The 23,833-nt window shown below is 40.5% G+C and carries 25 protein-coding genes and 2 riboswitches; of the genes, 18 read left to right on the top strand and 7 right to left on the bottom strand.

All coding sequences use genetic code 11. The features are described from left to right. Positions 1-27: 27 nt before the first annotated feature. The 6 genes from MHH23_RS17990 to MHH23_RS17965 all read left to right on the top strand — a co-directional run bounded on the left by MHH23_RS17990 (position 28) and on the right by MHH23_RS17965 (position 8,974). Positions 28-990, top strand: coding sequence for an AAA family ATPase (locus MHH23_RS17990; RefSeq protein WP_017366721.1), 963 nt, complete (start codon positions 28-30; stop codon positions 988-990). Next, entirely contained in the window at positions 987-2,177 is a 1,191-nt protein-coding gene (locus MHH23_RS17985) for a DUF58 domain-containing protein (RefSeq protein WP_340959987.1), read from the top strand. Before MHH23_RS17990 ends, MHH23_RS17985 begins: the two co-directional genes overlap by 4 nt. An 11-nt stretch (positions 2,178-2,188) precedes the next feature. After that, positions 2,189-4,387 carry a transglutaminase TgpA family protein gene (locus tag MHH23_RS17980; protein ID WP_340959986.1) on the top strand — a complete coding sequence of 733 codons (2,199 nt, stop codon included), beginning with the start codon at positions 2,189-2,191 and terminating at the stop codon, positions 4,385-4,387. Positions 4,388-4,572: 185 nt separating this feature from the next. Further along, on the top strand, positions 4,573-6,114 hold the full coding sequence (guaA, locus tag MHH23_RS17975; protein WP_017366723.1) for a glutamine-hydrolyzing GMP synthase: 1,542 nt from the start codon (positions 4,573-4,575) through the stop codon (positions 6,112-6,114). Between the two features lie 183 nt (positions 6,115-6,297). Further along, positions 6,298-8,094: a hypothetical protein gene (locus MHH23_RS17970; RefSeq protein ID WP_340959985.1), complete on the top strand. Its 1,797-nt coding sequence runs from the start codon at positions 6,298-6,300 to the stop codon at positions 8,092-8,094. A gap of 28 nt (positions 8,095-8,122) precedes the next feature. Continuing rightward, on the top strand, positions 8,123-8,974 hold the full coding sequence (locus MHH23_RS17965; protein ID WP_268431672.1) for a DNA adenine methylase: 852 nt from the start codon (positions 8,123-8,125) through the stop codon (positions 8,972-8,974). Between the two features lie 175 nt (positions 8,975-9,149). Here MHH23_RS17965 and MHH23_RS17960 read toward each other — a convergent pair whose 3' ends face one another. From MHH23_RS17960 to MHH23_RS17935, 6 genes are all read right to left on the bottom strand, one after another. Next, entirely contained in the window at positions 9,150-9,275 is a 126-nt protein-coding gene (locus tag MHH23_RS17960; RefSeq protein WP_268431673.1) for a hypothetical protein, read from the bottom strand. Positions 9,276-9,294: 19 nt separating this feature from the next. Continuing rightward, positions 9,295-10,023, bottom strand: a complete 729-nt coding sequence (locus tag MHH23_RS17955) for a CPBP family intramembrane glutamic endopeptidase (protein ID WP_268431674.1) — start codon at positions 10,021-10,023, stop codon at positions 9,295-9,297. A 95-nt stretch (positions 10,024-10,118) separates the two neighbouring features. Further along, positions 10,119-10,529 (bottom strand): hypothetical protein, encoded by a 411-nt coding sequence (locus MHH23_RS17950; protein ID WP_135009911.1) that lies wholly within the window; start codon positions 10,527-10,529, stop codon positions 10,119-10,121. 5 nt (positions 10,530-10,534) lie between these two features. Next, positions 10,535-10,987, bottom strand: coding sequence for a LytTR family DNA-binding domain-containing protein (locus MHH23_RS17945; protein WP_135009909.1), 453 nt, complete (start codon positions 10,985-10,987; stop codon positions 10,535-10,537). A gap of 15 nt (positions 10,988-11,002) precedes the next feature. Continuing rightward, a complete protein-coding gene (locus MHH23_RS17940) occupies positions 11,003-11,572 on the bottom strand; it encodes a GNAT family N-acetyltransferase (protein ID WP_268363588.1) in 570 nt (189 codons plus the stop codon). 4 nt (positions 11,573-11,576) lie between these two features. Then, positions 11,577-11,762, bottom strand: coding sequence for a hypothetical protein (locus MHH23_RS17935; RefSeq protein WP_047946428.1), 186 nt, complete (start codon positions 11,760-11,762; stop codon positions 11,577-11,579). A gap of 179 nt (positions 11,763-11,941) precedes the next feature. Between MHH23_RS17935 and MHH23_RS17930 the strand changes: the two genes are divergently transcribed. Beyond that, positions 11,942-12,487, top strand: a complete 546-nt coding sequence (locus MHH23_RS17930; protein WP_268431676.1) for a sigma-70 family RNA polymerase sigma factor — start codon at positions 11,942-11,944, stop codon at positions 12,485-12,487. Then, complete coding sequence (locus MHH23_RS17925) at positions 12,456-13,904, top strand: DUF4179 domain-containing protein (protein ID WP_340959981.1); 1,449 nt, start codon at positions 12,456-12,458, stop codon at positions 13,902-13,904. The genes MHH23_RS17930 and MHH23_RS17925 overlap by 32 nt, the downstream gene beginning before the upstream one ends. An 18-nt stretch (positions 13,905-13,922) precedes the next feature. On the opposite strand, the gene MHH23_RS17920 is transcribed toward MHH23_RS17925, so the two are convergent. After that, on the bottom strand, positions 13,923-15,110 hold the full coding sequence (locus tag MHH23_RS17920; protein WP_212361065.1) for an MFS transporter: 1,188 nt from the start codon (positions 15,108-15,110) through the stop codon (positions 13,923-13,925). Positions 15,111-15,210: 100 nt separating this feature from the next. On the opposite strand from MHH23_RS17920, the gene MHH23_RS17915 reads away from it, so the two are divergent. The 10 genes from MHH23_RS17915 to purB all read left to right on the top strand — a co-directional run bounded on the left by MHH23_RS17915 (position 15,211) and on the right by purB (position 23,767). After that, entirely contained in the window at positions 15,211-16,089 is an 879-nt protein-coding gene (locus tag MHH23_RS17915) for a LysR family transcriptional regulator (RefSeq protein ID WP_340959979.1), read from the top strand. Positions 16,090-16,215: 126 nt separating this feature from the next. Next, a riboswitch (purine riboswitch) is annotated at positions 16,216-16,317 on the top strand. Positions 16,318-16,462: 145 nt separating this feature from the next. After that, positions 16,463-17,788: an NCS2 family permease gene (locus MHH23_RS17910; protein ID WP_035703624.1), complete on the top strand. Its 1,326-nt coding sequence runs from the start codon at positions 16,463-16,465 to the stop codon at positions 17,786-17,788. Positions 17,789-17,994: 206 nt separating this feature from the next. Beyond that, complete coding sequence (locus tag MHH23_RS17905) at positions 17,995-18,156, top strand: hypothetical protein (RefSeq protein ID WP_008344307.1); 162 nt, start codon at positions 17,995-17,997, stop codon at positions 18,154-18,156. Between the two features lie 18 nt (positions 18,157-18,174). Beyond that, positions 18,175-18,357, top strand: coding sequence for a YezD family protein (locus MHH23_RS17900; RefSeq protein WP_041093209.1), 183 nt, complete (start codon positions 18,175-18,177; stop codon positions 18,355-18,357). 217 nt (positions 18,358-18,574) lie between these two features. Next, a complete protein-coding gene (locus MHH23_RS17895; protein ID WP_340959975.1) occupies positions 18,575-19,372 on the top strand; it encodes a hypothetical protein in 798 nt (265 codons plus the stop codon). Positions 19,373-19,749: 377 nt separating this feature from the next. Continuing rightward, positions 19,750-20,304, top strand: coding sequence for a DUF2179 domain-containing protein (locus MHH23_RS17890; RefSeq protein ID WP_008344300.1), 555 nt, complete (start codon positions 19,750-19,752; stop codon positions 20,302-20,304). After that, on the top strand, positions 20,301-20,501 hold the full coding sequence (locus MHH23_RS17885; protein WP_017359825.1) for an NETI motif-containing protein: 201 nt from the start codon (positions 20,301-20,303) through the stop codon (positions 20,499-20,501). The genes MHH23_RS17890 and MHH23_RS17885 overlap by 4 nt, the downstream gene beginning before the upstream one ends. A gap of 79 nt (positions 20,502-20,580) precedes the next feature. Further along, positions 20,581-20,682: riboswitch (purine riboswitch) on the top strand. Between the two features lie 169 nt (positions 20,683-20,851). After that, a complete protein-coding gene (gene purE, locus MHH23_RS17880; RefSeq protein ID WP_017359824.1) occupies positions 20,852-21,340 on the top strand; it encodes a 5-(carboxyamino)imidazole ribonucleotide mutase in 489 nt (162 codons plus the stop codon). Beyond that, positions 21,333-22,475: a 5-(carboxyamino)imidazole ribonucleotide synthase gene (gene purK, locus MHH23_RS17875; protein ID WP_340959971.1), complete on the top strand. Its 1,143-nt coding sequence runs from the start codon at positions 21,333-21,335 to the stop codon at positions 22,473-22,475. The genes purE and purK overlap by 8 nt, the downstream gene beginning before the upstream one ends. Then, positions 22,472-23,767, top strand: coding sequence for an adenylosuccinate lyase (purB, locus tag MHH23_RS17870; protein WP_052320336.1), 1,296 nt, complete (start codon positions 22,472-22,474; stop codon positions 23,765-23,767). Before purK ends, purB begins: the two co-directional genes overlap by 4 nt. Positions 23,768-23,833: the final 66 nt, after the last annotated feature.

The raw sequence follows: 23,833 nt of genomic DNA, 5'->3' as shown, positions 1-23,833 counted from the left end.
TGACGGAAACGTGATAGGAGGATCAGGATGGCATTTGATGAACCGATGCATTCAGATTTACAAAAAATCGTAGATAACATCAATAAAGTGATGGTGGGAAAAAAAGATATTGCGATATTAAGCCTTGTTGCGATTTTGGCGAAGGGGCATGTGCTATTAGAGGATGTGCCTGGCGTTGGGAAGACCATGATGGTTCGTGCTCTGGCAAAATCCATTGGGTGTGAGTTTAAGCGAATCCAATTTACGCCTGACCTTTTGCCTTCAGATGTAACAGGTGTGTCGATTTATAATAAAAAGACAAACGAGTTTGAATTTAGACAAGGACCGATTATGGGGCAGATTATTTTGGCTGATGAAATCAACCGAACCTCTCCTAAAACACAATCAGCCCTTCTTGAAGCGATGGAAGAAGGCAGTGTCACAGTGGACGGAGAAACGATGCCGCTGGCAGATCCTTTCTTTGTGATGGCTACGCAAAATCCAGTGGAGTATGAGGGAACCTATCCACTTCCAGAAGCGCAAATGGACCGTTTCTTATTTAAGCTGCAGATGGGGTATCCAACCATGCTGGAGGAGCTTGAGGTGCTGAATTTGCAGGAGAAACAATCGCCAATTGACACGCTTCAGGCAGTCATGACAAAAGATCATATCCATGCTTTGCAGCAAGCGGTTCAGACCGTACATGTGGATGCATCGATTAAAGAATATATTGTCGAAATCGCCCAAGCGACGCGAAATCATCCGTCTGTCTATTTAGGCGTGAGCCCAAGGGGTTCAATTGCATTAATGAAAGCGGCTCAGGCGTATGCGCTGTTGAACAGGCGGGATTATGTGATTCCTGATGATGTACAGTATTTGGCGCCTTACACATTGCCGCATCGCATGATTTTGACATCAGAAGCAACATATGAAGGGAAGAAGGCGGAGACACTGTTGCGACAGATGATTGAGCATATTGGCGTACCAGTTCAAAAGTCGATGACTCAATGAAGTCACGTGACCGTTTCGCTTTTTCACTATGGTTACGGGTGTTTATGCTCCTTCTCCTTACAGCAGCAGCCTTTTGCTATGCCATGTTTCAGGGCGGTTTTGTGAGCTGGTTCCTTTTTTATGCATTTTCACCATATGCTTTGTATGCTTTGTTGTTTGCCCTTGTTCCACTTCGTGCAACAGCCAAAAGGACATTACAGCATACCCGGTTAAAGGCAGGGGATGTGCTGTCTGTTGACCTTGAAATCAAGCGGACGAATTTATTTCCGTACGTGTACGTCATACTTGAGGATGACCCGCCGGATACCTTCCATTTACAGGAACAGATTGAAATGAAGCGAATGATCTTTCCATGGTTTCGGAAAACGTGGCGATTTTCGTATCAATTTAATGACATCATGCGGGGAGAGCATCAATTGACGGCGGTTAGAATCAAAACGGGTGATATGTTTGGGTTTGTTGAAAAAGAAGTGATTCTTCCACTAGAGAAAACATTGCTTGTGTATCCGAAAATATTGGATATTCCGGTTGAATCTGCTGCATCGGTGAATGAAAATGGAGGCAAAGCATTGCACTCTTGGTTAAATGAACCGACAAATGTGACAACAGGTGTGCGTGAATACCAGCAAGGAGACCGTTTCGCTTGGGTGGACTGGAAGACAACAGCTAGAAGAGGTCAGCTTATGACGAAGGAGTTTGAACAGAATCAGACAAAGGATCTGGTGGTGTTTGCTGATTTTACAGATGAAGCCGCTTTTGAAACGATTGTGTCTATGGCCGCATCGGTTCTGCAAACGGCTGTGAAAAAAGGGGTGCCGGTAGGCCTTGTCCCGCTTGGGGATCAGCACTTATTTCGAGTGGATCAAGGAGAGAGGCATTTACAGGACATGCTCTACTATTTAACAAAGGTGCAGTATAAGCCTTCTCGTGCACCTGATTATCAATCATTAACATCGAGTGAGCACCAGCAGACAGGAAAGTATGTGGTGACAGGTCATCTGCAAGAAGAGCTTGCTGCCATTTTACTTGGGAATCGAAACAGAAAGAACATCACCGTTCTTTTAGTGAAGAGAGCCGTTGATCGATTGACGGCAAAAGAAAAACAGCTTGTGGACCGGCTTAAAGCTTCTGGGATACACACGACCCTTTTATTTGAGGACCGGCTGCACGAAAGAACTGTGAGGTGACAAACATTTATATGCATCAGCGGCAAAGCCGTTTTGAGTTGTTCATCTATTATGCTGTCGCATTTCTGCTGCTTTGGGAGTGGCTTCGTCCACTTCAAGATTTTACAGAGACGAGTCATACGTCTTATTTCATCATTTTTATAGGGCTTACGTGTTTGTTGACGTTCTTTCGATTGAAGTGGTATGTGACGTTTCCTATTTGTGCTGGATTGATCTTGCTCGCATTATATTTGATTTTTTATCAATCAGAGCCAAGTTATCTGCCTGCGCTGTTTGCTGATATTCAAGATAATATTTCTTTGATGAGCATGGGCATGTGGAGTGACATGTATCCGTCTTTCCGCACATTGTTGTTTTATATTTTGCTTTGGCTACTTGTTTATTTGCTTCATTATTGGGTTGTGTATCAGCAGCGTATCTTTTTCTTTTTACTGATGACGATTGTATATGTCACGATTCTTGATACGTTTACACCTTATGATGCGACTTTTGCGATCGTTCGAATTATGGTATTTGGCTTTTGTTTGCTTGGCCTGCTCTATTTCGACCGGCTTCGTTCGGCTGAAGGTGTGCGGGTGTCACAGAAAGCGCGTCTCAATTGGTTCTTACCCATGCTGGCACTTGTTCTTGTATCAGCATCACTCGGTGCGTCTTTGCCAAAATCTGATCCGAAATGGCCTGACCCTGTCCCGTTTTTTAAAGCGGTCACGAATCAAGATGGTTCTGCCGGGCAGAATAAGGTGGGATATAGTACGGATGATTCGTCGCTTGGGGGACCGTTTAGTGAGGACCGTACACCGGTATTTAAATGGAGCGGAAAAGAGCCGTCTTATTTTCGTGTAGAAACAAAAAGTATTTACACGGGGAAAGGCTGGGAGGATGCTTCAAATGATACGAAACCTACTCGGTTAAAAGGGAATGAAGTGCCGAACCAGTGGTTTACCAATCGCGTGAAAACAGAGGAGCATGAAACGAGAGTCGATATGGAATCAAATTATCGATTTAATCATGCTGTTTATCCGATTGGTACGGTTATGCTGACGCCGATGGAAAACATTCCACTGCAAATGATGGGCAAAACGGAGAAAATTGTCCCGTCTACTCAAAACCCGCCCAAAAATTTAGGGAACTATCGAGTCAGCTTCTTATCACCTACATTTATCCTAGAGGACTTGCAGCGGATCAAAGTACCGACCAAGCAGCAAGTGAACCAGCAGGTCGGACGTGAATACTTGCAGCTCCCATCCTCGCTGCCAGAGCGTGTGAAAACATTGGCGAACAGCTTAACGGAAACGAAGGATAATATGTATGATAAAGCAAAAGCGATTGAGGATTATTTAGGATCTGCGAAGTTTTCATATGAAACCCAAAATGTCGCTGTGCCTGGGCGTGAAGAAGACTATGTGGATCAGTTCTTATTTGATACGATGATTGGCTATTGTGATAACTTTTCAACCTCTATGATTGTCATGCTTCGCTCGATTGGAATTCCGGCGAGATGGGTGAAAGGGTACACGTCAGGTCAGTTATATGAAACACAAATGGATGGAAACAATGTGTATGAAGTGACCAATAACAATGCGCATTCATGGGTAGAGGTGTATTTTCCAAACCGTGGCTGGGTGACATTCGAACCGACAAAAGGGTTCACGAACCCAGAGACATTTACGAATGAAACCACGGCTAACAACGACCAAACAGATGATCAACAGGATGAAAAAGATCAGCCCGCATCTGATCAACAAGAAAACGAGCAGACACAACAGCCGCAGCAACAAGAACCAGAACAGGCGGCAAAACAAGAGGAACAAGCAACTAAAGCAAAGCCAAGTATGGTTCATGTTGGTTCAATCTTGGGCTACGCAGCAGGTGTGATTGTCTTTCTTGGTTTCATAGGCTGGATGCTTTACAGGTTCAGAGCAAGATGGCTGCCAATTTTTATTGTGAGAAAGGTAAAAAGTCTGCCAGATGAGGAAGCTTTTTTCTACGCATATGCTGCTCTATTAAAACAGCTAAGGCGCAGAGGGATCGAGAAAAAGCCAGGCATGACGCTAAGAGAATTTGCTTCTTTGATCGATGACAAGGAAGGGAATCATCACATGTCTGAACTAACGCAGTTCTATGAGCGGGCGCTCTACAGGCGAGAAGATGCGTCGGCGCTTTGGCGGCAGTCGGTGAAGTTATGGGAAAATTTAATAAACAGGAGATAGTCTTGACCCCGTACCTTCCTGTTGTTAGAATAGGTGAATATTAAAACCTTCTAAAATACATGAAATTGAAGCGTTCGGATGTGAGTCTGGGCGCTTCAAAAGCGTGATTTACACTGAGAGCAGGTTTTCTCCTCTCATTTTTTCTGTGCGTTTATAAAAACTATATTGGACATAGAGGTGACACCATGACAAATTTAGTAAATGAAATGATTTTGGTTCTCGATTTCGGTAGTCAGTACAATCAGCTGATCACTCGCCGTATTCGTGAATTTGGTGTGTACAGTGAGCTTCATCCGCACACTTTAACTGCTGAAGAAATTAAAGAAATGGCGCCGAAAGGAATCATCCTTTCTGGTGGACCAAACAGTGTATATGATGAAGGATCTTTCCGCTGTGACGAAAAGATTTTTGATCTAGGTATTCCGGTTCTAGGCATTTGCTACGGCATGCAGCTGATGACTCACTATTTAGGTGGGAAAGTAGAAGCGGCAAGTCAGCGTGAATATGGAAAAGCAGACATCCATATTAACGGAACACCTGCTTTATTCAAAGACCTTCCAACGGATCAAGTCGTTTGGATGAGCCATGGTGACCTTGTCGTCGAAGTACCAGAAGGCTTTACAGTTGATGCAACAAGTGCACATTGTCCAAACTCAGCGATGAGCTTAGCTGAGAAGAATTTCTATGGCGTTCAGTTCCACCCAGAGGTACGTCACTCTGAGTACGGAAATGATCTATTGAAGAACTTTGTCTTCGGCGTATGTGAGTGCGATGGCAAATGGTCAATGGAGAACTTCATTGAAATCGAAATGCAGAAAATCCGTGAAACAGTAGGCGACAAACAAGTATTGTGCGCACTAAGCGGCGGTGTAGATTCATCTGTTGTGGCTGTATTGATCCACAAAGCCATCGGCGATCAGCTGACATGTATTTTCGTTGACCACGGTCTTCTTCGCAAAGGCGAAGCAGAAGGGGTTATGAAAACATTTAGCGAAGGTTTCAACATGAACGTGATTAAAGTAGATGCGAAAGATCGCTTCTTAAACAAGCTAAAAGGTGTGTCTGATCCTGAGCAAAAACGTAAAATCATCGGTAACGAATTCATTTATGTATTCGATGACGAATCGGACAAGCTTAAAGGAATCGACTACTTAGCACAAGGAACACTTTACACAGACATCATTGAGAGCGGAACAGCAACGGCACAAACAATCAAATCTCACCACAACGTAGGCGGTCTTCCAGAAGACATGCAGTTCGAATTGATTGAGCCACTTAATACGCTATTCAAGGATGAAGTTCGTGCTCTAGGGTCAGAGCTAGGTATTCCAGACGACATCGTATGGAGACAGCCATTCCCAGGTCCAGGACTAGGAATCCGTGTACTAGGTGAAATTTCTGAAGAGAAACTAGAAATCGTCCGTGAATCTGATGCGATTCTACGAGAAGAAATTGCCAACTTCGGCCTTGAGCGCGACATCTGGCAATACTTCACAGTCCTCCCAGACATCCGCAGCGTAGGTGTCATGGGTGACGCAAGAACATACGATTACACAATCGGCATCCGTGCTGTTACGTCTATTGACGGTATGACGAGTGACTGGGCAAGAATCCCTTGGGATGTACTTGAAAAGATCTCGACTCGTATCGTGAATGAAGTGAAGCATGTGAACCGCGTGGTGTATGATATTACGAGTAAGCCGCCTGCTACGATTGAGTGGGAATAGGGAATTGAGTCAAAAAGCCTAATGCGGTTTTTTGGCTTTTTTATGCTAAATTTAATATAGAATTTTGTATAAATGTTCAACTTCTGATTAAGCTAACATTGCTTTCTAAATTTTGAAGTTATATAATTTTAATTGTAAATTAATCCAATTTTAATTCAAATAACACGAAAATGGAGCAATGTTATGTTTAAAACAATGAAATTAGATCCCACACTAATAAAACTAGACCTAAATAACCCAAGATTTTCTCTGTTTAAGTTTTTAAAAGAGGAAGAAATAATTGATTACTTGATAGAGTATGAAGATGTAAAGTCATTGGCTCAACAAATTATAAAAAATGGGTATGTAACGCTTGGTGAAAGAGTAATAGTTCTTGAGAAAAGAAATAGAGTAAATACACAATATGTTGTCTTAGAGGGCAATAGAAGAATTGCAGCACTAAAAATAATTTTTAAAGAAAAACAAAGATTTAGCAGTTCAGTTAGAAGACAAATAGAAAAACTAAATATAGATGATTTTATGGTGCACTGCGATGTGATAGATGAAGACAATAAAGATGAAGCGTTATTCAAAATTACAGCAAAGCATATTGAAGGGATTAAGGAATGGCGTCCCTCTGATAAAAGAATATTCTATGATAATTTATTTACTCAACATAAAAAAAATGGTTTATCCAGTAAAAGTGCCATAGAAGAGATTGAAAAAGTCACACCTGAGAAACCAATAGATATAAAGAATGCCATTAAACATCAAAGGTTTTTAAAAGCTATCCATAATTCGGTTAAATCTTCCTATCCTGAATTAAAAGAATTATCACACTTAGAAAATGATGTTCTTATTTCAAGAGTTTGGCGCAAACTAAAAAAGACATTAAATTTAAAGGAAGATGATAATTTCTATCTGTTACCTGAAAAGAATAGAGAAGAAGAGTTTCTAGAAATACTTAAAAAATTAGGTGAAGCCACATGGATAACTTGTACTCTTAATACAAGAACTTTTAACACTCAGAAGATGTGGGACAACCTGTTAGAAGAAAACAAGGTTGTTCCGGGGTTGAAGCAATTGATAAAAAATTATATTGAAGATACTAATTTAGCTACTCCATCTACTCCACCTAGTGATGCTACTCCGGCTACTCCGGCTACTCCGGCTACTCCGCCTAGTGATGCTACTGAAGGTGGGCTAAAGGATGGGTTAGTTCCTATTGGAGAGAAAGATGGAAAAAAAGATAGTTTAAATGAAGTTAGTCAGCAGTATAAACTTTTTGTTAAAAAAAATGAATTAACTTTAGTTAGAGCTAATTATGACACACTTAACAATATAAAAGTTATAAATGAACAAGGCGAAATATTATCAGAAAAACATGATATTTATTCAGAAATAGCAGTGTATTCTGATGATAATGATATTGCGATAATAAATAACAAAATTTCTGCACTTTCTAAAAACGGAGAGTATAATATAAATATTAGATTGAATGATATGGTTAAAACTTACAAGGTCTTCTTAAATATCCCTATAAAAAAATCTGTAGCAGGTGAGGTTCTATTTAGTGAAGAATGGTATCAAAAATCATTTGGATTATTAGCTAAAAAAGAAGAATATTCAAATATAGTTTCTGTATTAAACTGTTTGGAAAAAGAAAAGGATATTTCTACACAAAGCGATAAGTTTGTCATCATAGCTTTTTTAATTAGGGTATTACTAGAGTATTCATCAAAAGCATACTGGGATAAACATAGAAATGGAATAGATAGACCATCTGACCTTACACAGCTTATATCTAAAGTATCTGCTCATTTATATGACAAAAAAATTATTAATAAAGAATTAAAAAAATCCTTTGGAAATGGAAAAGATATTGAAACTCTAAATGGTAAAATTCATGACTATAGAAGTAATATAAGTTCAATTACATTAAAAACAATATTTAAGGCATATCAAACTTATTTAGATAAACTGTTTGCTGCTTTAAGTTAATAGTTTAGTTATGGAGATGTTTCTATCTATGAATAATTATAGCCCCTTAAGGTATCCAGGTGGTAAAAATAAGACATATAAATATGTTCAGTTTCTAATAAAAGAGAATAATATAAACACTTATATTGAGCCATATTGTGGAGGAGCGGCAGTAGCTTTGAAACTGCTTATCAAAGGTGATGTCAAAAGAATTATGATTAATGATTATGATCGTTCCATATACGCTATGTGGTATTCTGTATTAAATCATACAGAAAATTTTATAAAAAAAATTAAAGAAGCTTCTTTTTCTTTGGAGGAATGGGAAAAACAAAAAAAAATTCAGGTTAACAAATATCAGACGGATCTATTAGAATTAGGGTTTTCTACTTTTTATTTGAATAGAACAAATCATTCTGGGATTATCAACGCCGGACCAATTGGAGGTAAGCAACAAACAGGAACATACAAGATTGATTGTCGATTTAATAAAGAAACTTTAATAAATAAAATAAACTTAATTGCTTCTTTTAAAACGAAAATAAAATTATATAACCTGGATGCAATAGATTTCATTAAAAATAATATTGTGAAAACGAGAAATTCACTAACTTTTTTTGATCCACCATATTTCGTTAAAGGCAAAGATTTATATACCAATTTTTATGAATTTCCTGATCATTTAGAGCTAAATGATGCAATAGTGAGGTATATGAGTAAACAAAAGTGGATTTTAACATATGATGTTCATGACGATATTCATAACATTTACTCTAGCTTTGAGCATTTTACTTATCAATTAAATTATAGTGCTGGTAATTCAAAAAAAGGTTCGGAGTATATTTTCCTTTCAAATAAACTTTCTTCTAAAAAAATAAGCCAGTATTTACACTTGGTATAAAAAATAAGCCAGTTTAGATCAAATAAAATATTTTACTAACTGCTAAAAGTCATTCCTCCCGTTAGTTTATTAAACTAACGGGATTTAATAAATTTATATTAATGTAGATATAGTGGAATTTTAGGTGGCTAGATCCGATACTTTATCACTCATATGATTTGAAATTTTCAAATATCTATTTGCTTAAATCTATTCTTTTATTCAGCCCTGACACACTTTGTTTAAAATCCCATTCCCAAGGCTTGATTTCAAGTTCTTCACACTTTTCAAACCAGCCTTCTATCCATGTGTTCTCCTTCATTTCTTTCCTCCTTTTTTCATTATCTATCGAACACTTTTTTCGTTCTTAATCTTCTCCACAACACCACTGCAAGAACAAGCAAAATGACACATTGAATGGATAGTAAAAGCATTTGCATTCCGACAGGCGTATTTCCATTTGTCATTTGATCCACGATATTATGCACTGCATGCCATAAGATCACCCATTGCAAGCTGTTCGTGAGTGCAACGATTTCGGCTGCGACGAATCCAAATAACAAGGCGAATAAGATTTGTGCCACTGTTAATGTGATGCTTTTTCCGCTTAGCAGATTCGCAGCATGACCAAGTCCGAATAGTACGGCGGAGCCCCATATGGCAGTGCGCAAGTTGATTTGTTTTAAATATTGAAATAGAATGCCTCGAAAGATTCCTTCTTCAAAAAGACCGACACACACCATGAAGAAACAAAGTGCCAGAAAGGAAGAAACAGTTAAATCCTTGTTGAATCCAGCAATAAACGGAATGGCTTCGATGATAAGGATCGGAAATATCCACATCCCGAGAGAGCCTTTTCGAAAACCTATTTCTTTCAAGTGAAAACGACTTTTTTGAATAATGAATAGAAGTAAAAGACACCCAGCTAGCATGGCGCAGCCATTGATGAGATAGATGGTCATCGGATCGGTTACTTCTTTGATGGATAAATAGACACCTGCACTTGTTGGAATGATTAAAGAAAAGAGCAGTAGAAGTACTGATTTTCGAATGATTGTGATTGGTTTCATGTGTTGATTCCTCCTCTAACGTCAGAGTAGTGGAATCATGCAGAAGTCACAATGAAATCTTCCTAACATGTCAATATTTAGCCCTAAGATGCACATTAAGATGTTGTTCGTTTCTTTCGTTGCTGTAAAAGATCGTTGATTTCCTCAGCGGTTGCTTGATCTTTTTTATACAATAGGTACTTGATCACAAAGAATAAAGCCATGACCACAAGGAAATTTAGGATAAACGAAAGAGGGCTGATTTCACCGCTCACAATAATGATGGTTGTTATAATCATACCCATCACAAGGACGATATATAGAATTTGTTGAAAAAGAATCCGTTTATGGCTGTACGTTTGTTTTGAGTATAGCAAGAAGGTCAGGGCGCTTGAAAAAAAGGAACTGAACATGATGGCTTGTAAAATATAGATGGGCATCGTTCCAAACGTGAAACAGTAAATCAATACGAGTGCAGTAAAGATCATACAAAATGTGATCAAAAGATTTGTGATATAACGTTTCATCCTGTTCACTTCCTTCGTAACCCAAGTTTCTCTTTTAATGATTGAATATAAAAACGTGAAATCATCACCTTTTCCTCATTTGTAAGCTTTGCTTCAAAACGGCCACTCGTTTTAGGAGAAATAGCGGCAATAGAATCTATATTCAGAATCATCGATTTTGAAATCCTGACATAATCGTGCGCTTCAAGCCGTTCTTCAAGTTCAAATAACTTTTCCTTTAAGAGAAACACTCCATCTGACGTATACAAGAACGATCTTTTATCAACGCTTTCTATATATAAAATGTCGTGATAATAGACCTTTTTCACTCTTTCTTTCGTTGGTTCTTGTGCTAAGAAATAGGGGGCTGACTGCTCCACTTGCTGGACAAGTTTTTCAACCGACGGATTGAGTTCATAAATGTGAAAAGAAACATACTCTGGTTGCGGCTTTTGGATGAAATGAATATCCGTTTTCATTTGTTTCTCCTCTGTTTAATAGGATTTTTCGTAATCTCTCTTCAAAATCGAATACATATACACATCATCGAATCCCTTCTGACCCAATTCATACTCTCTTAATAAACCCTCTTGTACAAAATGTATCTTCTCCAATAATTGAACAGAAGACGTATTTGCTGGATCAATGATCGCTTCAATCCGATTCAAGTTCATCTCCTGAAATCCATACCGTAACACCGCAGTAATTGCTTCCTTCATGATGCCTTTTCGCCAATGATCTTGGTGTAATTCATAGCCAATTTCCGTACGGCGGTGCTGTTTTTCTAGATTGAGAAAGCCGCAGCTGCCGATGATGGCTGGATTTTCTTTTAGAGAAATGCCCCAGCGGATGCCTGTTTGTTCTTTGAAGATATTGTCATACCACTTGATTTCTCCTTTTGTGTCTTCGATTGTTTCATGTGCATCAATGCCCATGTAGCGGCAGACAGTTTCATTGGATAAATAGATGTGCATATCCTCAGCATCTGTGATCGTTGCTTGTTTTAAGATCAGTCTTTCGGTATGTATCGTTGGAAATGATTGCGGAAAAGTGATTTTGTTCATGCGTTTATCCTCCATGTGATGTCTTTTGTTCTGTACATGCCTTACAATAAAAAACCCCTTCATTTCTTAGCCAAGCCTTTACTTCTGTCATTCCTCGTCTCTTTGGATAGACCAGCTTAACGTACACTTCTTCGTTACCTTCTATTTTCTTTTGGCAGCTAGCACAAGCAGGTTCTTCAAATAGAAACAATCAATATCCTCCTTTTTGTAGATATTTCTTCCATTATATCAAAAGTTCAATACGATCTTTGCGGCCTATTCTTCACTTTCTCTATTTTTGTCCGACATATGCTAAGTAAAAGAAATTTCTGTTTGTTGAAACCGTTTGTGAGAAACCTTGCTCTAACAGGTGTAGGAGGTGTGGATGAGATGAAGCCAGTGCGTCTAATTAAAAAAGCACAAAAAGGGAATGTCCCGGCATTTGAGACATTAATGCTGATGTATCAAGAGCGTTTATATAAAACGGCTTTTCTCTATACAAGAAATAAAGAGGATTCGTTAGATGCTGTTCAGGAGACGGTCATTAAAGCATTTAAGCATCTATCGGGCTTAAAAGAACCGGCTTATTTTTCTACATGGCTGACTAGGATTTTGATTCATACGATTTTTGCGATGAAGAAAAAGCAGCAAGATGTTGTTCCGTTTGAACAGCATCATGAGAGCGTTGAGCGTCATGATTTTTTGGAAGACAAGCTCGATTTAAAAAATGCACTAGATGTATTAGATGAGCAATATCAGCTCGTGATTCAGCTATTTTATTTTCAAGATTATTCGATTTCAATGATTTCTGAACAGATGGCTGTGCCCGAAGGAACGGTCAAAACTCATTTATATCGTGCAAGAAAGTTATTAAAGCAAACATTGGAGAAGGAGGAGTGTGTCGATGGAACAAAAAGAAATGAAAAAGCTCTATGATGAGATTGATGTACCAAAGGTTGAAGTGACCTCTGCGGTTCGCCAAGCAATAGGAGATGTGAAAGCGGAAAAGAAAAGACGTTGGTTCACATGGAATTGGAGAACGCCAATATATTCTGCCATCGTACTAATCGTTCTTTATTTTTCATCCGGCTTCCTTTTTCCTTCTCTTAATACAGCGATGGCTCGAGTGCCGTTTGTTGGACAGTTATATATGATGTTTCACGATAAAGTAGGAATGTCTCTTTTTCAGAGTGAGTTGGTGAAGCATGTCAATGAGGGGGCTGAATCAAGAGGGGTTACTGTGAAAGTGAACAGTGTGTATTATGATGCCGGGCGGCTTGTTTATACGTTTACTGTGGAGAACTTGAATACAAAGGAAGATTCTGTACCATTCATAGTCAACAACTTCGATCATAAAAATGACACTTTCCAACCGAGTTACGACAATCAGGGATTGAAAAAAATGAAAGATGGCCGCTATGTTGGGCAGACGGAAGTCTATACAAATGGACAGACGATCAAACAAGGTCAGCAAGTCCCGCTTGTCATTTCGAAGATTGGGGATATTGTAGGGAATTGGCGCTTCAAATTACCTGTTGTCAAGCAAAAAACCACCTTATTAGTGGGACAAAAAGACGTGTCTATTTTAAACGGCCGTTATCAAATAAGAAATGTAAAGGTAGAAAATGGAGTGAATGGCTCTGCGATTCAATATGCCATTGATTACAATGGTTTTGCCAAAGATGATAAAGTCAGTATAGATGGAATGAAGGATAATTTAGGGAATGAGTATCAGCTTGAGATTGGAACCGTTTTAAGAAAAAAACAAATGTCTTCTGACAAAACTAGAAAAGATCATTTAACGATTTTGAATCAGCCGATCAATCCAAAGGCGACTGAATTGACATTTGACACATATGTGAATATCGAACGAGAAGAGAGCAAAATCATTCCTCTTCAGACAAAGCTGCCTATTCAGTTCAAAACAAAACACCATGGCATCGGAATCCAAATTAATAAGATAGAGCAAAAAGACCGTTCTGTGATTGTTGATTATCAATTTACTGGAGTAGATCAAAAAGAATTAGAGCAGGATGTGATGGAGAATATAGGTGAATTCATTGGATTAGGCGATGTTGAAAAGATGAAATCATGGACCAATCCACAAGCAGACTATGAAAGCGGATATTACTTGAAAGGGAACCATGCGAAGGTGACGAATTTAAAGACAGCTTCCATGCAATCCACCTTTGAATTTGATGATAAGAATTTAGAGACTTTATCATTAAACCATTTTTCTTTTAAAGAATATGGGCTTTATCTTGATTTGACTGAACTGAACATGTTGGCACCACAGAAGGCGATAACGGTAACCATTCCAGTCAAAAAAGAAACATCAAAAGCTAGTCAATAAGTAAGAAAGCGAACATGATTACACATGTTCGCTTTTTATCTGTTGATGCGCCAGTCGATGACGATTGAACGAGTACCGAATCAACATCAATGCAACAAAACTGGCTAGCCCGCCGATCCAACTTAAATTCGTTACATTTGTATATTGAATAATCAGACCACCCATTGACGAGCCGAGCATCATGCCGATATTCATAATCGCTGTATTAAAGCTCAGTACGGTTTCTGATGTTTCGGGTTTTAGGGAGATGAGATAAAATTGCTTCGCTGGTGTTGTTGTCCATGTGGCGGTGCCCCAAATGGCGAGCGTGATGAAGACGCCAACTACAGAAAATTGTGTAAAAGATAATGCAAAGAGCATGAGCATCTGAACCGTGATGCTGATTGAAATGGTTCGGTTTGGTCCCCATTGATCGACGGCGTATCCGCCAAAGCGTGATCCGATAAAAGCAGAAATCCCTAAGACGAGCAAGGCAATGCTTGTCATTTCGAGCGTAAATCCGGATGTTTGCCTCAATAATGGCGAAATGTAGGCAAATACCATTGTGTAACCTAAAATCCAAAAGGCTGTCGTGGCTAAGCCGCTTAACACCCTGCGGTCTTGAAGAATTTGCATTTGCTGTTTGAATGGCACATGCGAATGTCCCTCCATAGGCGGTAATAATCGATACAGAAGAAACAAGAGACAAGCGGTTCCTATTGCAATGATGAGAAAAATGGCATGCCAATCTACATATCCTGCTAAAAATGTTCCAATCGGTACACCGAGTACTAGTGAAACTGTAAATCCAGTGATCACCGTGGCCATCGCACTCCCCTTTTTTTCTGGCGGGGCGAGCTGCGCTGCATAATTTGTTGCGAGCACAATATATAAGCCGCCACTCATGGCCATGATGACCCGAGAGAGCATGAGCAGCATAAAGTGATGGCTAAAAAAGGCAAGCACATTCCCTGCTATAAACATGGAAATCGCCGATAAAAGAACCTTTTTTCGATTCAATTTCGATGTGGCCATGACTAAAAAGAGGGCACCCACCGCATAAAAAAGAGAATAGATGGTGATAAGCTGTCCCGCAACCGGGATGGAGATGCGCAGATCGTCAGAAATGATGTCCAGTATGCCTGATACGACGAATTCTGAAGTACCTGTGACGAAAGAACCAACGGCTAAAAGAAATATGAGCAATGGATAAGATGTACTTTTCATTTTGAACCCTTCCTTTATGTTGAAACGTTGTATTCATTTTAAATTCCGTGCTAACATAAGTAAAATTGATGTTTTTCATGAAAGGGATGAGTGAATACTCATGAGCTTTGTTCGATTCGAGACGATGGCTAAGGTGGTCGAGCTAGGCAGTTTTACCGCTGCAGCTGAAGCATTAAATATGACACAGTCTGCCGTGAGTCATGCGGTGGCAAGTTTAGAGACGGAGTGGGGCGTGTCTTTATTCGTGCGTGACCGAAAAAAGGGCATTACGCTGACAGATACCGGTGAAACCCTTCTCCCGCATATAAGAGAAGTGCTAAATCGAGTAGAGAAAATTCAGCAGGAAATTGCGCTCACCAAAAATATTGAATCTGGCTTGATTCGGATTGGAACATTTGCCAGTGCATCCGCTTGTTTATTGCCAAAACTGCTTGTGAGCTATCAGAAAAAGCATCCAAAGATTGAATTTAAATTCTATGAGGGGACATATGAAGAAATATTGGAGTGGCTCGATTCTGGCATTATTGATGTTGGGTTTGTTGTAAAAGGTAAAGCGGATGAAGCGTTTCATCTATTGCCACTTATGAAAGATAAAATGGTGGTCGCCTATCACGAAAATCATCGTTTTAAGCAGCAGCCAATTGTAGACATGGAAGAATTAGCAGATGAACCATTTATTATGCCAACTGGCATGTATCAATCCCATGTAGAGGATATTTTTTCAGAGGCGCAAATCAAGCCGTCTATTTTATTTGAAGTGCATGATTGTACGACCATTGCCCGCATGGTTGGGGAAGGACTTGGTGTGACGATAGGTCCTGAGTTATTCCTAAAAACGCAGCAATTTGTGCAGATCAGTCATCTGAATGTATCGCATCATCGTGAGGTGGCGCTTGCCTGTCCATCGGTCACGCAAGCTTCTCCTGCTGTGAAGGCATTTTTCGATGTAGCAGAAACGGTTTTTGCCAGAATTCAGTGATGGGTGTATAAAGAACTAGATGTGATTTTCCAAATTCGTGTAATAAGACGAATGAAGCGGACATTTCTTTGAAAAATGTTCGCTTTTTGTATTGTGTTTTAAAAATGAAGTTGGTACAATAGACACAGAAATCAAATAGATAGAAGTCGTATAATCGCGGGGATATGGCCCGCAAGTTTCTACCAAGCTACCGTAAATGGCTTGACTACGTCAATTCACACTCGTTTGATATAAATCATGCATTGTTCTTGTTTGATGTCACGGTCTGAATTCACATTGTAGTCAAGCGTCCCAAAAACTGTTGGGGCGTTTTTTATTTGACTTGTGAATGGGACAGACTAAAGCAAAAGGACATGAAGGGAGTCAGTTGGCTTTGAAACAGTTTTTTCAGTTTGATGAGTTAGGTACGAATTATCGCAGAGAGATCATCGGCGGTTTAACGACATTTTTGTCGATGGCTTACATCTTGTTTGTTAATCCGATCACACTTGCTTTAGTAGCAGTACCGGATTTTCCAGATAAATTACGAATTGATCAGGGGGCTGTCTTTACAGCTACAGCGTTAGCTTCTGCGGCAGGTTGTTTCCTGATGGGATTGATCGCCAGGTACCCGATTGCGATTGCACCAGGTATGGGACTGAATGCGTTCTTCGCTTTCTCAGTGGTTCTTGGTATGGGGATCTCATGGCAGGCAGCACTTTCCGGTGTGTTTGTTTCAGGATTGATTTTCGTTGCTCTTTCTTTAACAGGTTTTCGTGAAAAAATCATCAATGCCATTCCGAGTGAGCTGAAGCTGGCTGTTGGTGCAGGGATTGGTTTGTTCATTACATTTGTGGGTCTTCAAGGCTCCGGTATTATTGCAAATAACGATAATACGCTCGTTTCGATTGGAAATATTCATAGTGGTCCGGTATTGTTGACGGTATTTGGAATCGTTGTGACTGTCATTTTAATGGTTCTTCGAGTGAATGCAGGTGTCTTCATTGGGATGCTTGTGACAGCTATTGCTGGGATGATCCTTGGTCTTGTGCCAGTTCCATCTCAAATTGTAGATAGCATTCCAAGCTTGTCTCCAACTTTTGGTCAAGCCTTGATTCACTTGCCAGACATCTTCTCCATTCAAATGCTTGTGGTTATTTTAACGTTCCTATTCGTTGGGTTCTTTGATACAGCTGGTACACTTGTGGCTGTGGCAACGCAGGCTGGTTTAATGAAAAATAATGAGCTGCCGCGTGCAGGAAAAGCGCTTCTGGCGGATTCTTCTTCTATCGTCGTCGGTTCTGTTCTTGGTACATCAACGACGACGTCTTATGTTGAATCTAGTTCAGGTGTTGCTGCGGGTGCCCGCTCTGGTTTTGCAGCTGTCGTGACAGGTATTTTCTTCTTACTTGCGATGTTCTTCTCGCCGCTTTTATCTGTCGTGACACCGAATGTAACGGCACCTGCTTTAATCATTGTCGGTGCACTGATGGTTGCACCTCTTGCGAAGATCGCATGGGATCGTTTTGAAATTGCGGTACCGGCCTTCTTAACCATGATTATGATGCCACTCACATATAGTATTGCAACAGGGATTGCAATTGGTTTCATTTTCTACCCGATCACCATGATCTTTAAAGGAAAAGCAAAAGAAGTGCATCCAATTATGTACGGACTGTTTGTCATCTTTATTCTATATTTTGCTTTCTTAAATCATTAATGATTTGTCTGGAACAGCAGCTCATGGAGGCTGCTGTTTTTTGTAGGGAAATTTTAAAAACATAGTTGACTTATAGGAATTATGTGTTTATGATAAAAAGACATAATTCGCTGATTGGATCACCAAAGGCGCTTTGATTTCCTTTTTTCTATAGAAGGGTTCAGAGTGCCTTTTTTCTTGCATTCATTATAACGGGAGGGGATGACTTGTCACGCTGGCTTAGGCAGGTGATTGAGCGGAAAAAGCAGGTATTGATTGAGCAGCTCCTTTTATGGGGGCATGAAGAAAAACATGAAGCGCTCATGCATTATACGATTCATGAGCTGGAAAATGAGGTTCTCTATTTAAAAGAGCGAAAGCAAAATTAGTGGGATGGGGGATGAGCGATGGATGAACAAAAGCTGAATTTTATTTTATCTGCCTTAAAAGAGATTGAATACGGGTCGGTGGTGATCACCATTCATAATGGACAAATTACACAAGTCGATACGACAGAAAAGACTCGTTTCCCCGCACACCAAGAGAATCTTCGGATTCAGAAAGCAAAGCAGGGGCGCTATCGTTCATGAAAAGTAATGAAAGATGATGAAAAGCTGATCCACTCATCAGCTTTTTTGTTTTGGCTTATTTTCTCTCCATTTAAAACCTCTTCATTCTTTTATCCGTCTATTCGTATGAACGTCAAGGAATCTTGACTGAATAGAGAGACTCCGCTACTTTAATAGGAGTCATCCGGACAGGTCACATGAGCCTGTGCGGATTGTCTGAGATAGGAGTTGATATGGGATGTTAGAGAAAGATCAAGAGCAGGTTACATCTGAAACGAAAAACGAAAACGAAGAGCCATCAATAGATCAAGAAACGAGGCAGTCCCGCCTCAGCCGCAGCGCTGCAAAACGTGGAAGAACGGCTAAGCCAGCTGATGAAGAGCGTTCAGCCATTCAGCGCATTGCAAGAAGTGTAGGAGGTGCGTTTAAGCGCTATGGCTCATATGGGCTCGCGATGTTAAAATCACCGAGCCGTGCGATCCATCAAGCGGACACTTTACGCATGAAGTACGCCTGGATTTCAATTGTGTTATTCAGTGTGTTTTTTGCTTTAGGCAACTACGTTCAATTAAAGGCGTCAAAGACTCGTTTATTAGGTTTTGGTATTCATTATTCTTTTGGTGACGCCTTTTTGAAGGTAGCGGTCTTTACACTCATTTTGTTGACACTGATGATGCTGACGGTTTGGGTGCTCGGTAAGTACATGCTGAAAGGGAACATATCGCTGAAAGAAGTGATCATGAAGTTCGGTGCCGTGCTTGTGCCGGTTTTGGTTTTATCTATCCTTTGGCTTGTATTTGCCATGCTGAATATTCCATATGTAACGGTGATTTTATCCGTGATGATGTTTTTTGGTCTTCAGCTGATTGCCATTGTGCTCTTCCGCTCCATTCAATTAGAGCAAGAAGCTGTGCGGGGAGACTTGATGTATGCCGGCTGGGTCTTTTTGTTGATTGAGCTCGTCATCATTGCCCTTTTATGGGGCATTGTCGGAGAGTATTTGATCCCATCACTTGTTCCAGTTCGGTTTGGATAAAAACACGTTTCAGCGTGTAGACAAATCTTTGGAATCGACTGTAATCCTGCGTGACGGTGCTCACGAATGTGAAATTCGCTTCGCACCGGTACTCGTCCTTCTTAGAATTCAAAAGTTTCTATCACGCTGAAAAGAAGACAGAGGGTTAAAATAATATTCATTTTAGCCCTTTATCAACCATCTAACGCCTCCTTTTGAAAAAGGAGGTTTTTCATGTTGAGAAGAGGAAAAAACGGGTAAACTCTTGGTAACAAAGACCACCCCTTGTTGTCGAAAGATATATGTGTTTTTCTCGCGCAAATTTGATTGTATCAAGGTTTGTTCTCTAGTAGAATATGGGGTGCTTTATTTGATTTTTAGTGCAGGGGGTTCGAATCGTGCTTCAACAACTTTTATCCAATGCGTTCACCATGGTTTTGATTATTTTAGTGATTAACATTGTCTATGTCTCTTTTTCCACTATGCGTTTAATTTTAACAATGAAAGGCAGAAGGTATGCAGCCGCTTTTGCTGGTACTGTCGAGATGCTGATTTATGTCATTGGTTTGAGTATCGTATTAGATAACTTAGATCAAGTACAAAATGTCATTGCGTATGCGCTAGGTTATGGAATTGGAATCATTGTCGGGATGAAAATTGAAGAGAAGCTGGCACTTGGCTACATTACTGTGAACGTGATTACAAAAGAAATCGATCTAGATCTCCCAAAACAATTGAGAGAAAAAGGATATGGCGTCACCAACTGGGTAGTAGGAGGTCTTGAAGGAGACCGGTCAGCGATGCAAATTTTAACACCGAGAAAATATGAACTGCAATTATATGAAACGATTAAAACGCTTGATTCAAAGGCGTTTATCATTTCGTATGAGCCCAAAACGATTCATGGCGGCTTCTGGGTGAAGGCTGTGAAGAAAAGGAGAATTAAAGAATGACCGCAAAACCAAAGAAAAAGAAATTCTACGTGGAAGACAACATGACGATTGAACAAGTGTTGTCCCAGATGGCAGAGGAAGGCTACTCACCTGTCCGACGAATGGAGGAGCCCATCTTTCAGGAAAAGAAGGAAAATGGGTCGATTCAGATCATTCCGATTGGGAAAAAAATCGTATTTGAGGGAAAAATACTCTAAATCCGAACATTAAAACGACGACTTCATAGATTGTTCGATAAATCCGTTGACATCATGAACATCCGTTGTTAAGATAAACATGAAATCAAAACACGAGCCTCATATAATCTTGGGAATATGGCCCATAAGTTTCTACCCAGTTACCGTAAATGACTGGACTATGCAGGATAGTGAACAAAACTGACATGGCGTTTTAAAAGCGAACAGCGCTTACCATGGCCCGGTTTGTGTTGCTTCCTAACAATGCAATACAAACCGGGCCTTTTTGTTCGGCGTTTGACAAGCTACTTAGGTTTGGGAAGCGTGTCAAACGATACAAAATCGAATAATAGCTTAAAGGTGGGGACAAAATGAAGCCGCTTGTAGGTGTCATCATGGGAAGTACATCTGATTGGGAAACAATGAAACATGCGTGCGATATCTTAGAGGAATTAAACATTCCGTATGAAAAACAGGTTGTATCCGCACATCGGACACCTGATTTGATGTTTGAATATGCGACTGAAGCAAGAGGTAAAGGACTCAAGGTCATTATTGCCGGTGCTGGAGGCGCAGCACATTTACCGGGGATGGTCGCAGCAAAAACGACACTGCCGGTCATTGGTGTGCCCGTACAATCAAAAGCATTAAACGGGCTGGATTCCTTATTATCCATCGTTCAAATGCCAGGCGGTGTACCTGTTGCTACAGTGGCAATTGGCAAAGCCGGTGCAACAAATGCAGGCCTTTTAGCTGCACAAATGATTTCAGCATTCGATGAAGCCGTTGCAGCACGCCTTGAAGAAAGAAGAGAGCAAACAAAACAAACTGTATTAGAAAGCAGTGATCAGCTTGGCTAAGCAGACCATTTTTCCAAACAAAACCATTGGTATCATCGGCGGCGGACAGCTTGGCAGATACATGGCCGTCAGTGCAAAGCAAATGGGCTACCGGGCAGCAGTCCTTGACCCTGTCACACTTTCTCCTTGTGGACAGGTTGCTGATACAGAAATTACAGCCGCATACAGTGACCTTGAAGCGATCAGGCAGCTGGCGGACATCAGCGATGTGGTCACATATGAATTTGAAAATATTGATTATGATGCACTCAATCAGCTGAAGGAAGAGGCGTATTTACCGCAAGGAAGCGAACTCCTTCTTTTAACCCAAAACCGTGAAACGGAGAAAAAAGGGATTGTAGATGCAGGCTGTGAAGTCGCCCCTTATCGCATCGTTCATGATGAGAAGGAGCTGAAAGATGCAGTAAGTGCGCTTGGTTTACCAGCTGTGCTGAAAACATGCAGAGGCGGTTACGACGGTAAAGGACAGTACGTCATCAAAGAGAAGGATCAGCTTCATGAAGCGGCTGCACTTCTCACGCATGGAACGTGCATTTTAGAAAGCTGGGTTCCTTTCCAAATGGAACTGTCCGTGATTGTGACGCGGTCTGTTCATGGGGAAATTGCGACATTCCCAGTCGCTGAGAACATTCATAAGCACAATATTTTATTCCAAAGCATCGTGCCTGCACGGGTAGATGGCAGCATTCAGAAGAAAGCAAAAGAGCTGGCAACAACGCTTGCTGAAAAGCTAGGGTTGGTTGGTACGCTTGCTGTTGAACTGTTCCTGACAAATGAAGGGAAGCTGCTTGTCAATGAACTGGCACCGCGTCCACATAACTCTGGACATTACACATTGGATTTATGTGAGACGAGTCAGTTTGAACAGCACATTCGCGCCATATGCGGTTTGCCGCTTGGCGGAACAGCTCTTTTATCAGAGGGTATGATGGTGAATTTGCTGGGCGATGAAGTGGACATCCCAAAAGAACATCCTGAGCTTTTAAAGGAAGCGAAGCTTTATCTATATGGCAAACATGAAGTAAAAGCCGGCCGCAAAATGGGGCATATGACATTTATGAAACAGCTTGATGATGAATGGATGGCAAACATCACAAAGATATGGACTGAAAGAGATGGAGGAAACGGGAAATGATCGAACGTTACGCACGACCAGAAATGTCAGCAATCTGGACAGAGGAAAACAAATTTAATGCATGGCTTGAAGTAGAAATTCTCGCTTGTGAAGCTTGGGCAGAACTTGGCATCATTCCGAAAGAAGACGTTGTGACAATGCGCAAGAATGCAAGCTTTGATATTGATCGTATTTTAGAGATTGAACAAGACACGCGCCATGACGTGGTTGCCTTTACGCGTGCTGTATCTGAATCTCTAGGAGAAGAAAGAAAGTGGGTTCATTACGGGCTAACATCTACAGACGTAGTGGATACGGCGCTTTCATATCTATTAAAACAGGCGAACGATATTTTGCTCAAGGACATTGAGAGATTTGTTGACATACTAAAAGAAAAAGCAAAAGAGCACAAATATACAGTCATGATGGGCCGTACACACGGTGTACACGCTGAACCGACAACATTTGGCTTGAAGCTTGCTCTTTGGTACGAGGAAATGAAGCGTAACTTAGAACGTTTTAAACAAGCAAAAGCTGGCATCGAATACGGCAAAATCTCTGGTGCTGTTGGCACATATGCGAACATCGACCCGTTTGTTGAGCAATATGTATGTGAGAAACTTGGCATCAAAGCTGCACCAATTTCAACCCAAACCTTGCAGCGTGACCGTCATGCAGATTACATGGCAACCCTTGCTTTAGTGGCAACAAGCATTGAGAAATTTGCTGTTGAAATTCGTGGTCTTCAAAAGAGTGAAACACGTGAAGTAGAAGAGTTCTTTGCAAAAGGACAAAAAGGATCATCCGCGATGCCTCATAAACGAAACCCGATCGGTTCTGAAAATATGACGGGGATTGCCCGTGTCATCCGTGGTTATATGCTGACTGCTTATGAAAATGTACCGCTTTGGCATGAGCGTGATATTTCTCATTCATCTGCTGAACGCATCATTTTACCAGATGCAACGATTGCACTGAACTATATGCTGAACCGTTTCTCTAACATTGTGAAGAACTTGACGGTGTTCCCTGAGAATATGAAACGCAACATGGACCGCACACTTGGCTTGATCTACTCTCAGCGTGTTCTTCTTGCACTTATTGATACAGGTATGGCACGTGAAGAAGCATATGACACGGTTCAGCCAAAGGCGATGGAAGCTTGGGAGAAACAAGTACCATTCCGTTCATTAGTAGAAGCAGAAGAGAAAATCACTTCACGCTTAACACCTGAACAAATCGCTGACTGCTTCGATTACAACTATCACTTGAAAAATGTCGATATGATTTTCGAACGTCTAGGTCTTGCGTAAGAAATGGGCCGCCTGCTAGTCAGGCGCCTAATCCTGAAAATTGCCAACATTCAAATTAGGAGGCCA

The organism is Bacillus sp. FSL K6-3458 (assembly GCF_038005045.1).
Lineage (GTDB): Bacteria > Bacillota > Bacilli > Bacillales > Bacillaceae > Bacillus > Bacillus altitudinis.
Note: the sequence above shows the minus strand (reverse complement) of the source record. Positions and strands in the feature narration are given on the sequence as shown.

Excerpts from the sequence above, each read along its gene's own strand:
- MHH23_RS17990 (WP_017366721.1), top strand. The coding sequence starts at position 28 with ATGGCATTTGATGAACCGATGCATTCAGATTTACAAAAAATCGTAGAT.
- MHH23_RS17985 (WP_340959987.1), top strand. The coding sequence starts at position 987 with ATGAAGTCACGTGACCGTTTCGCTTTTTCACTATGGTTACGGGTGTTT.
- MHH23_RS17980 (WP_340959986.1), top strand. The coding sequence starts at position 2,189 with ATGCATCAGCGGCAAAGCCGTTTTGAGTTGTTCATCTATTATGCTGTC.
- guaA (WP_017366723.1), top strand. The coding sequence starts at position 4,573 with ATGACAAATTTAGTAAATGAAATGATTTTGGTTCTCGATTTCGGTAGT.
- MHH23_RS17970 (WP_340959985.1), top strand. The coding sequence starts at position 6,298 with ATGTTTAAAACAATGAAATTAGATCCCACACTAATAAAACTAGACCTA.
- MHH23_RS17965 (WP_268431672.1), top strand. The coding sequence starts at position 8,123 with ATGAATAATTATAGCCCCTTAAGGTATCCAGGTGGTAAAAATAAGACA.
- MHH23_RS17960 (WP_268431673.1), bottom strand. The coding sequence starts at position 9,275 with ATGAAGGAGAACACATGGATAGAAGGCTGGTTTGAAAAGTGTGAAGAA.
- MHH23_RS17955 (WP_268431674.1), bottom strand. The coding sequence starts at position 10,023 with ATGAAACCAATCACAATCATTCGAAAATCAGTACTTCTACTGCTCTTT.
- MHH23_RS17950 (WP_135009911.1), bottom strand. The coding sequence starts at position 10,529 with ATGAAACGTTATATCACAAATCTTTTGATCACATTTTGTATGATCTTT.
- MHH23_RS17945 (WP_135009909.1), bottom strand. The coding sequence starts at position 10,987 with ATGAAAACGGATATTCATTTCATCCAAAAGCCGCAACCAGAGTATGTT.
- MHH23_RS17940 (WP_268363588.1), bottom strand. The coding sequence starts at position 11,572 with ATGAACAAAATCACTTTTCCGCAATCATTTCCAACGATACATACCGAA.
- MHH23_RS17930 (WP_268431676.1), top strand. The coding sequence starts at position 11,942 with ATGAAGCCAGTGCGTCTAATTAAAAAAGCACAAAAAGGGAATGTCCCG.
- MHH23_RS17925 (WP_340959981.1), top strand. The coding sequence starts at position 12,456 with ATGGAACAAAAAGAAATGAAAAAGCTCTATGATGAGATTGATGTACCA.
- MHH23_RS17920 (WP_212361065.1), bottom strand. The coding sequence starts at position 15,110 with ATGAAAAGTACATCTTATCCATTGCTCATATTTCTTTTAGCCGTTGGT.
- MHH23_RS17915 (WP_340959979.1), top strand. The coding sequence starts at position 15,211 with ATGAGCTTTGTTCGATTCGAGACGATGGCTAAGGTGGTCGAGCTAGGC.
- MHH23_RS17900 (WP_041093209.1), top strand. The coding sequence starts at position 18,175 with ATGGATGAACAAAAGCTGAATTTTATTTTATCTGCCTTAAAAGAGATT.
- MHH23_RS17895 (WP_340959975.1), top strand. The coding sequence starts at position 18,575 with ATGTTAGAGAAAGATCAAGAGCAGGTTACATCTGAAACGAAAAACGAA.
- MHH23_RS17885 (WP_017359825.1), top strand. The coding sequence starts at position 20,301 with ATGACCGCAAAACCAAAGAAAAAGAAATTCTACGTGGAAGACAACATG.
- purE (WP_017359824.1), top strand. The coding sequence starts at position 20,852 with ATGAAGCCGCTTGTAGGTGTCATCATGGGAAGTACATCTGATTGGGAA.
- purB (WP_052320336.1), top strand. The coding sequence starts at position 22,472 with ATGATCGAACGTTACGCACGACCAGAAATGTCAGCAATCTGGACAGAG.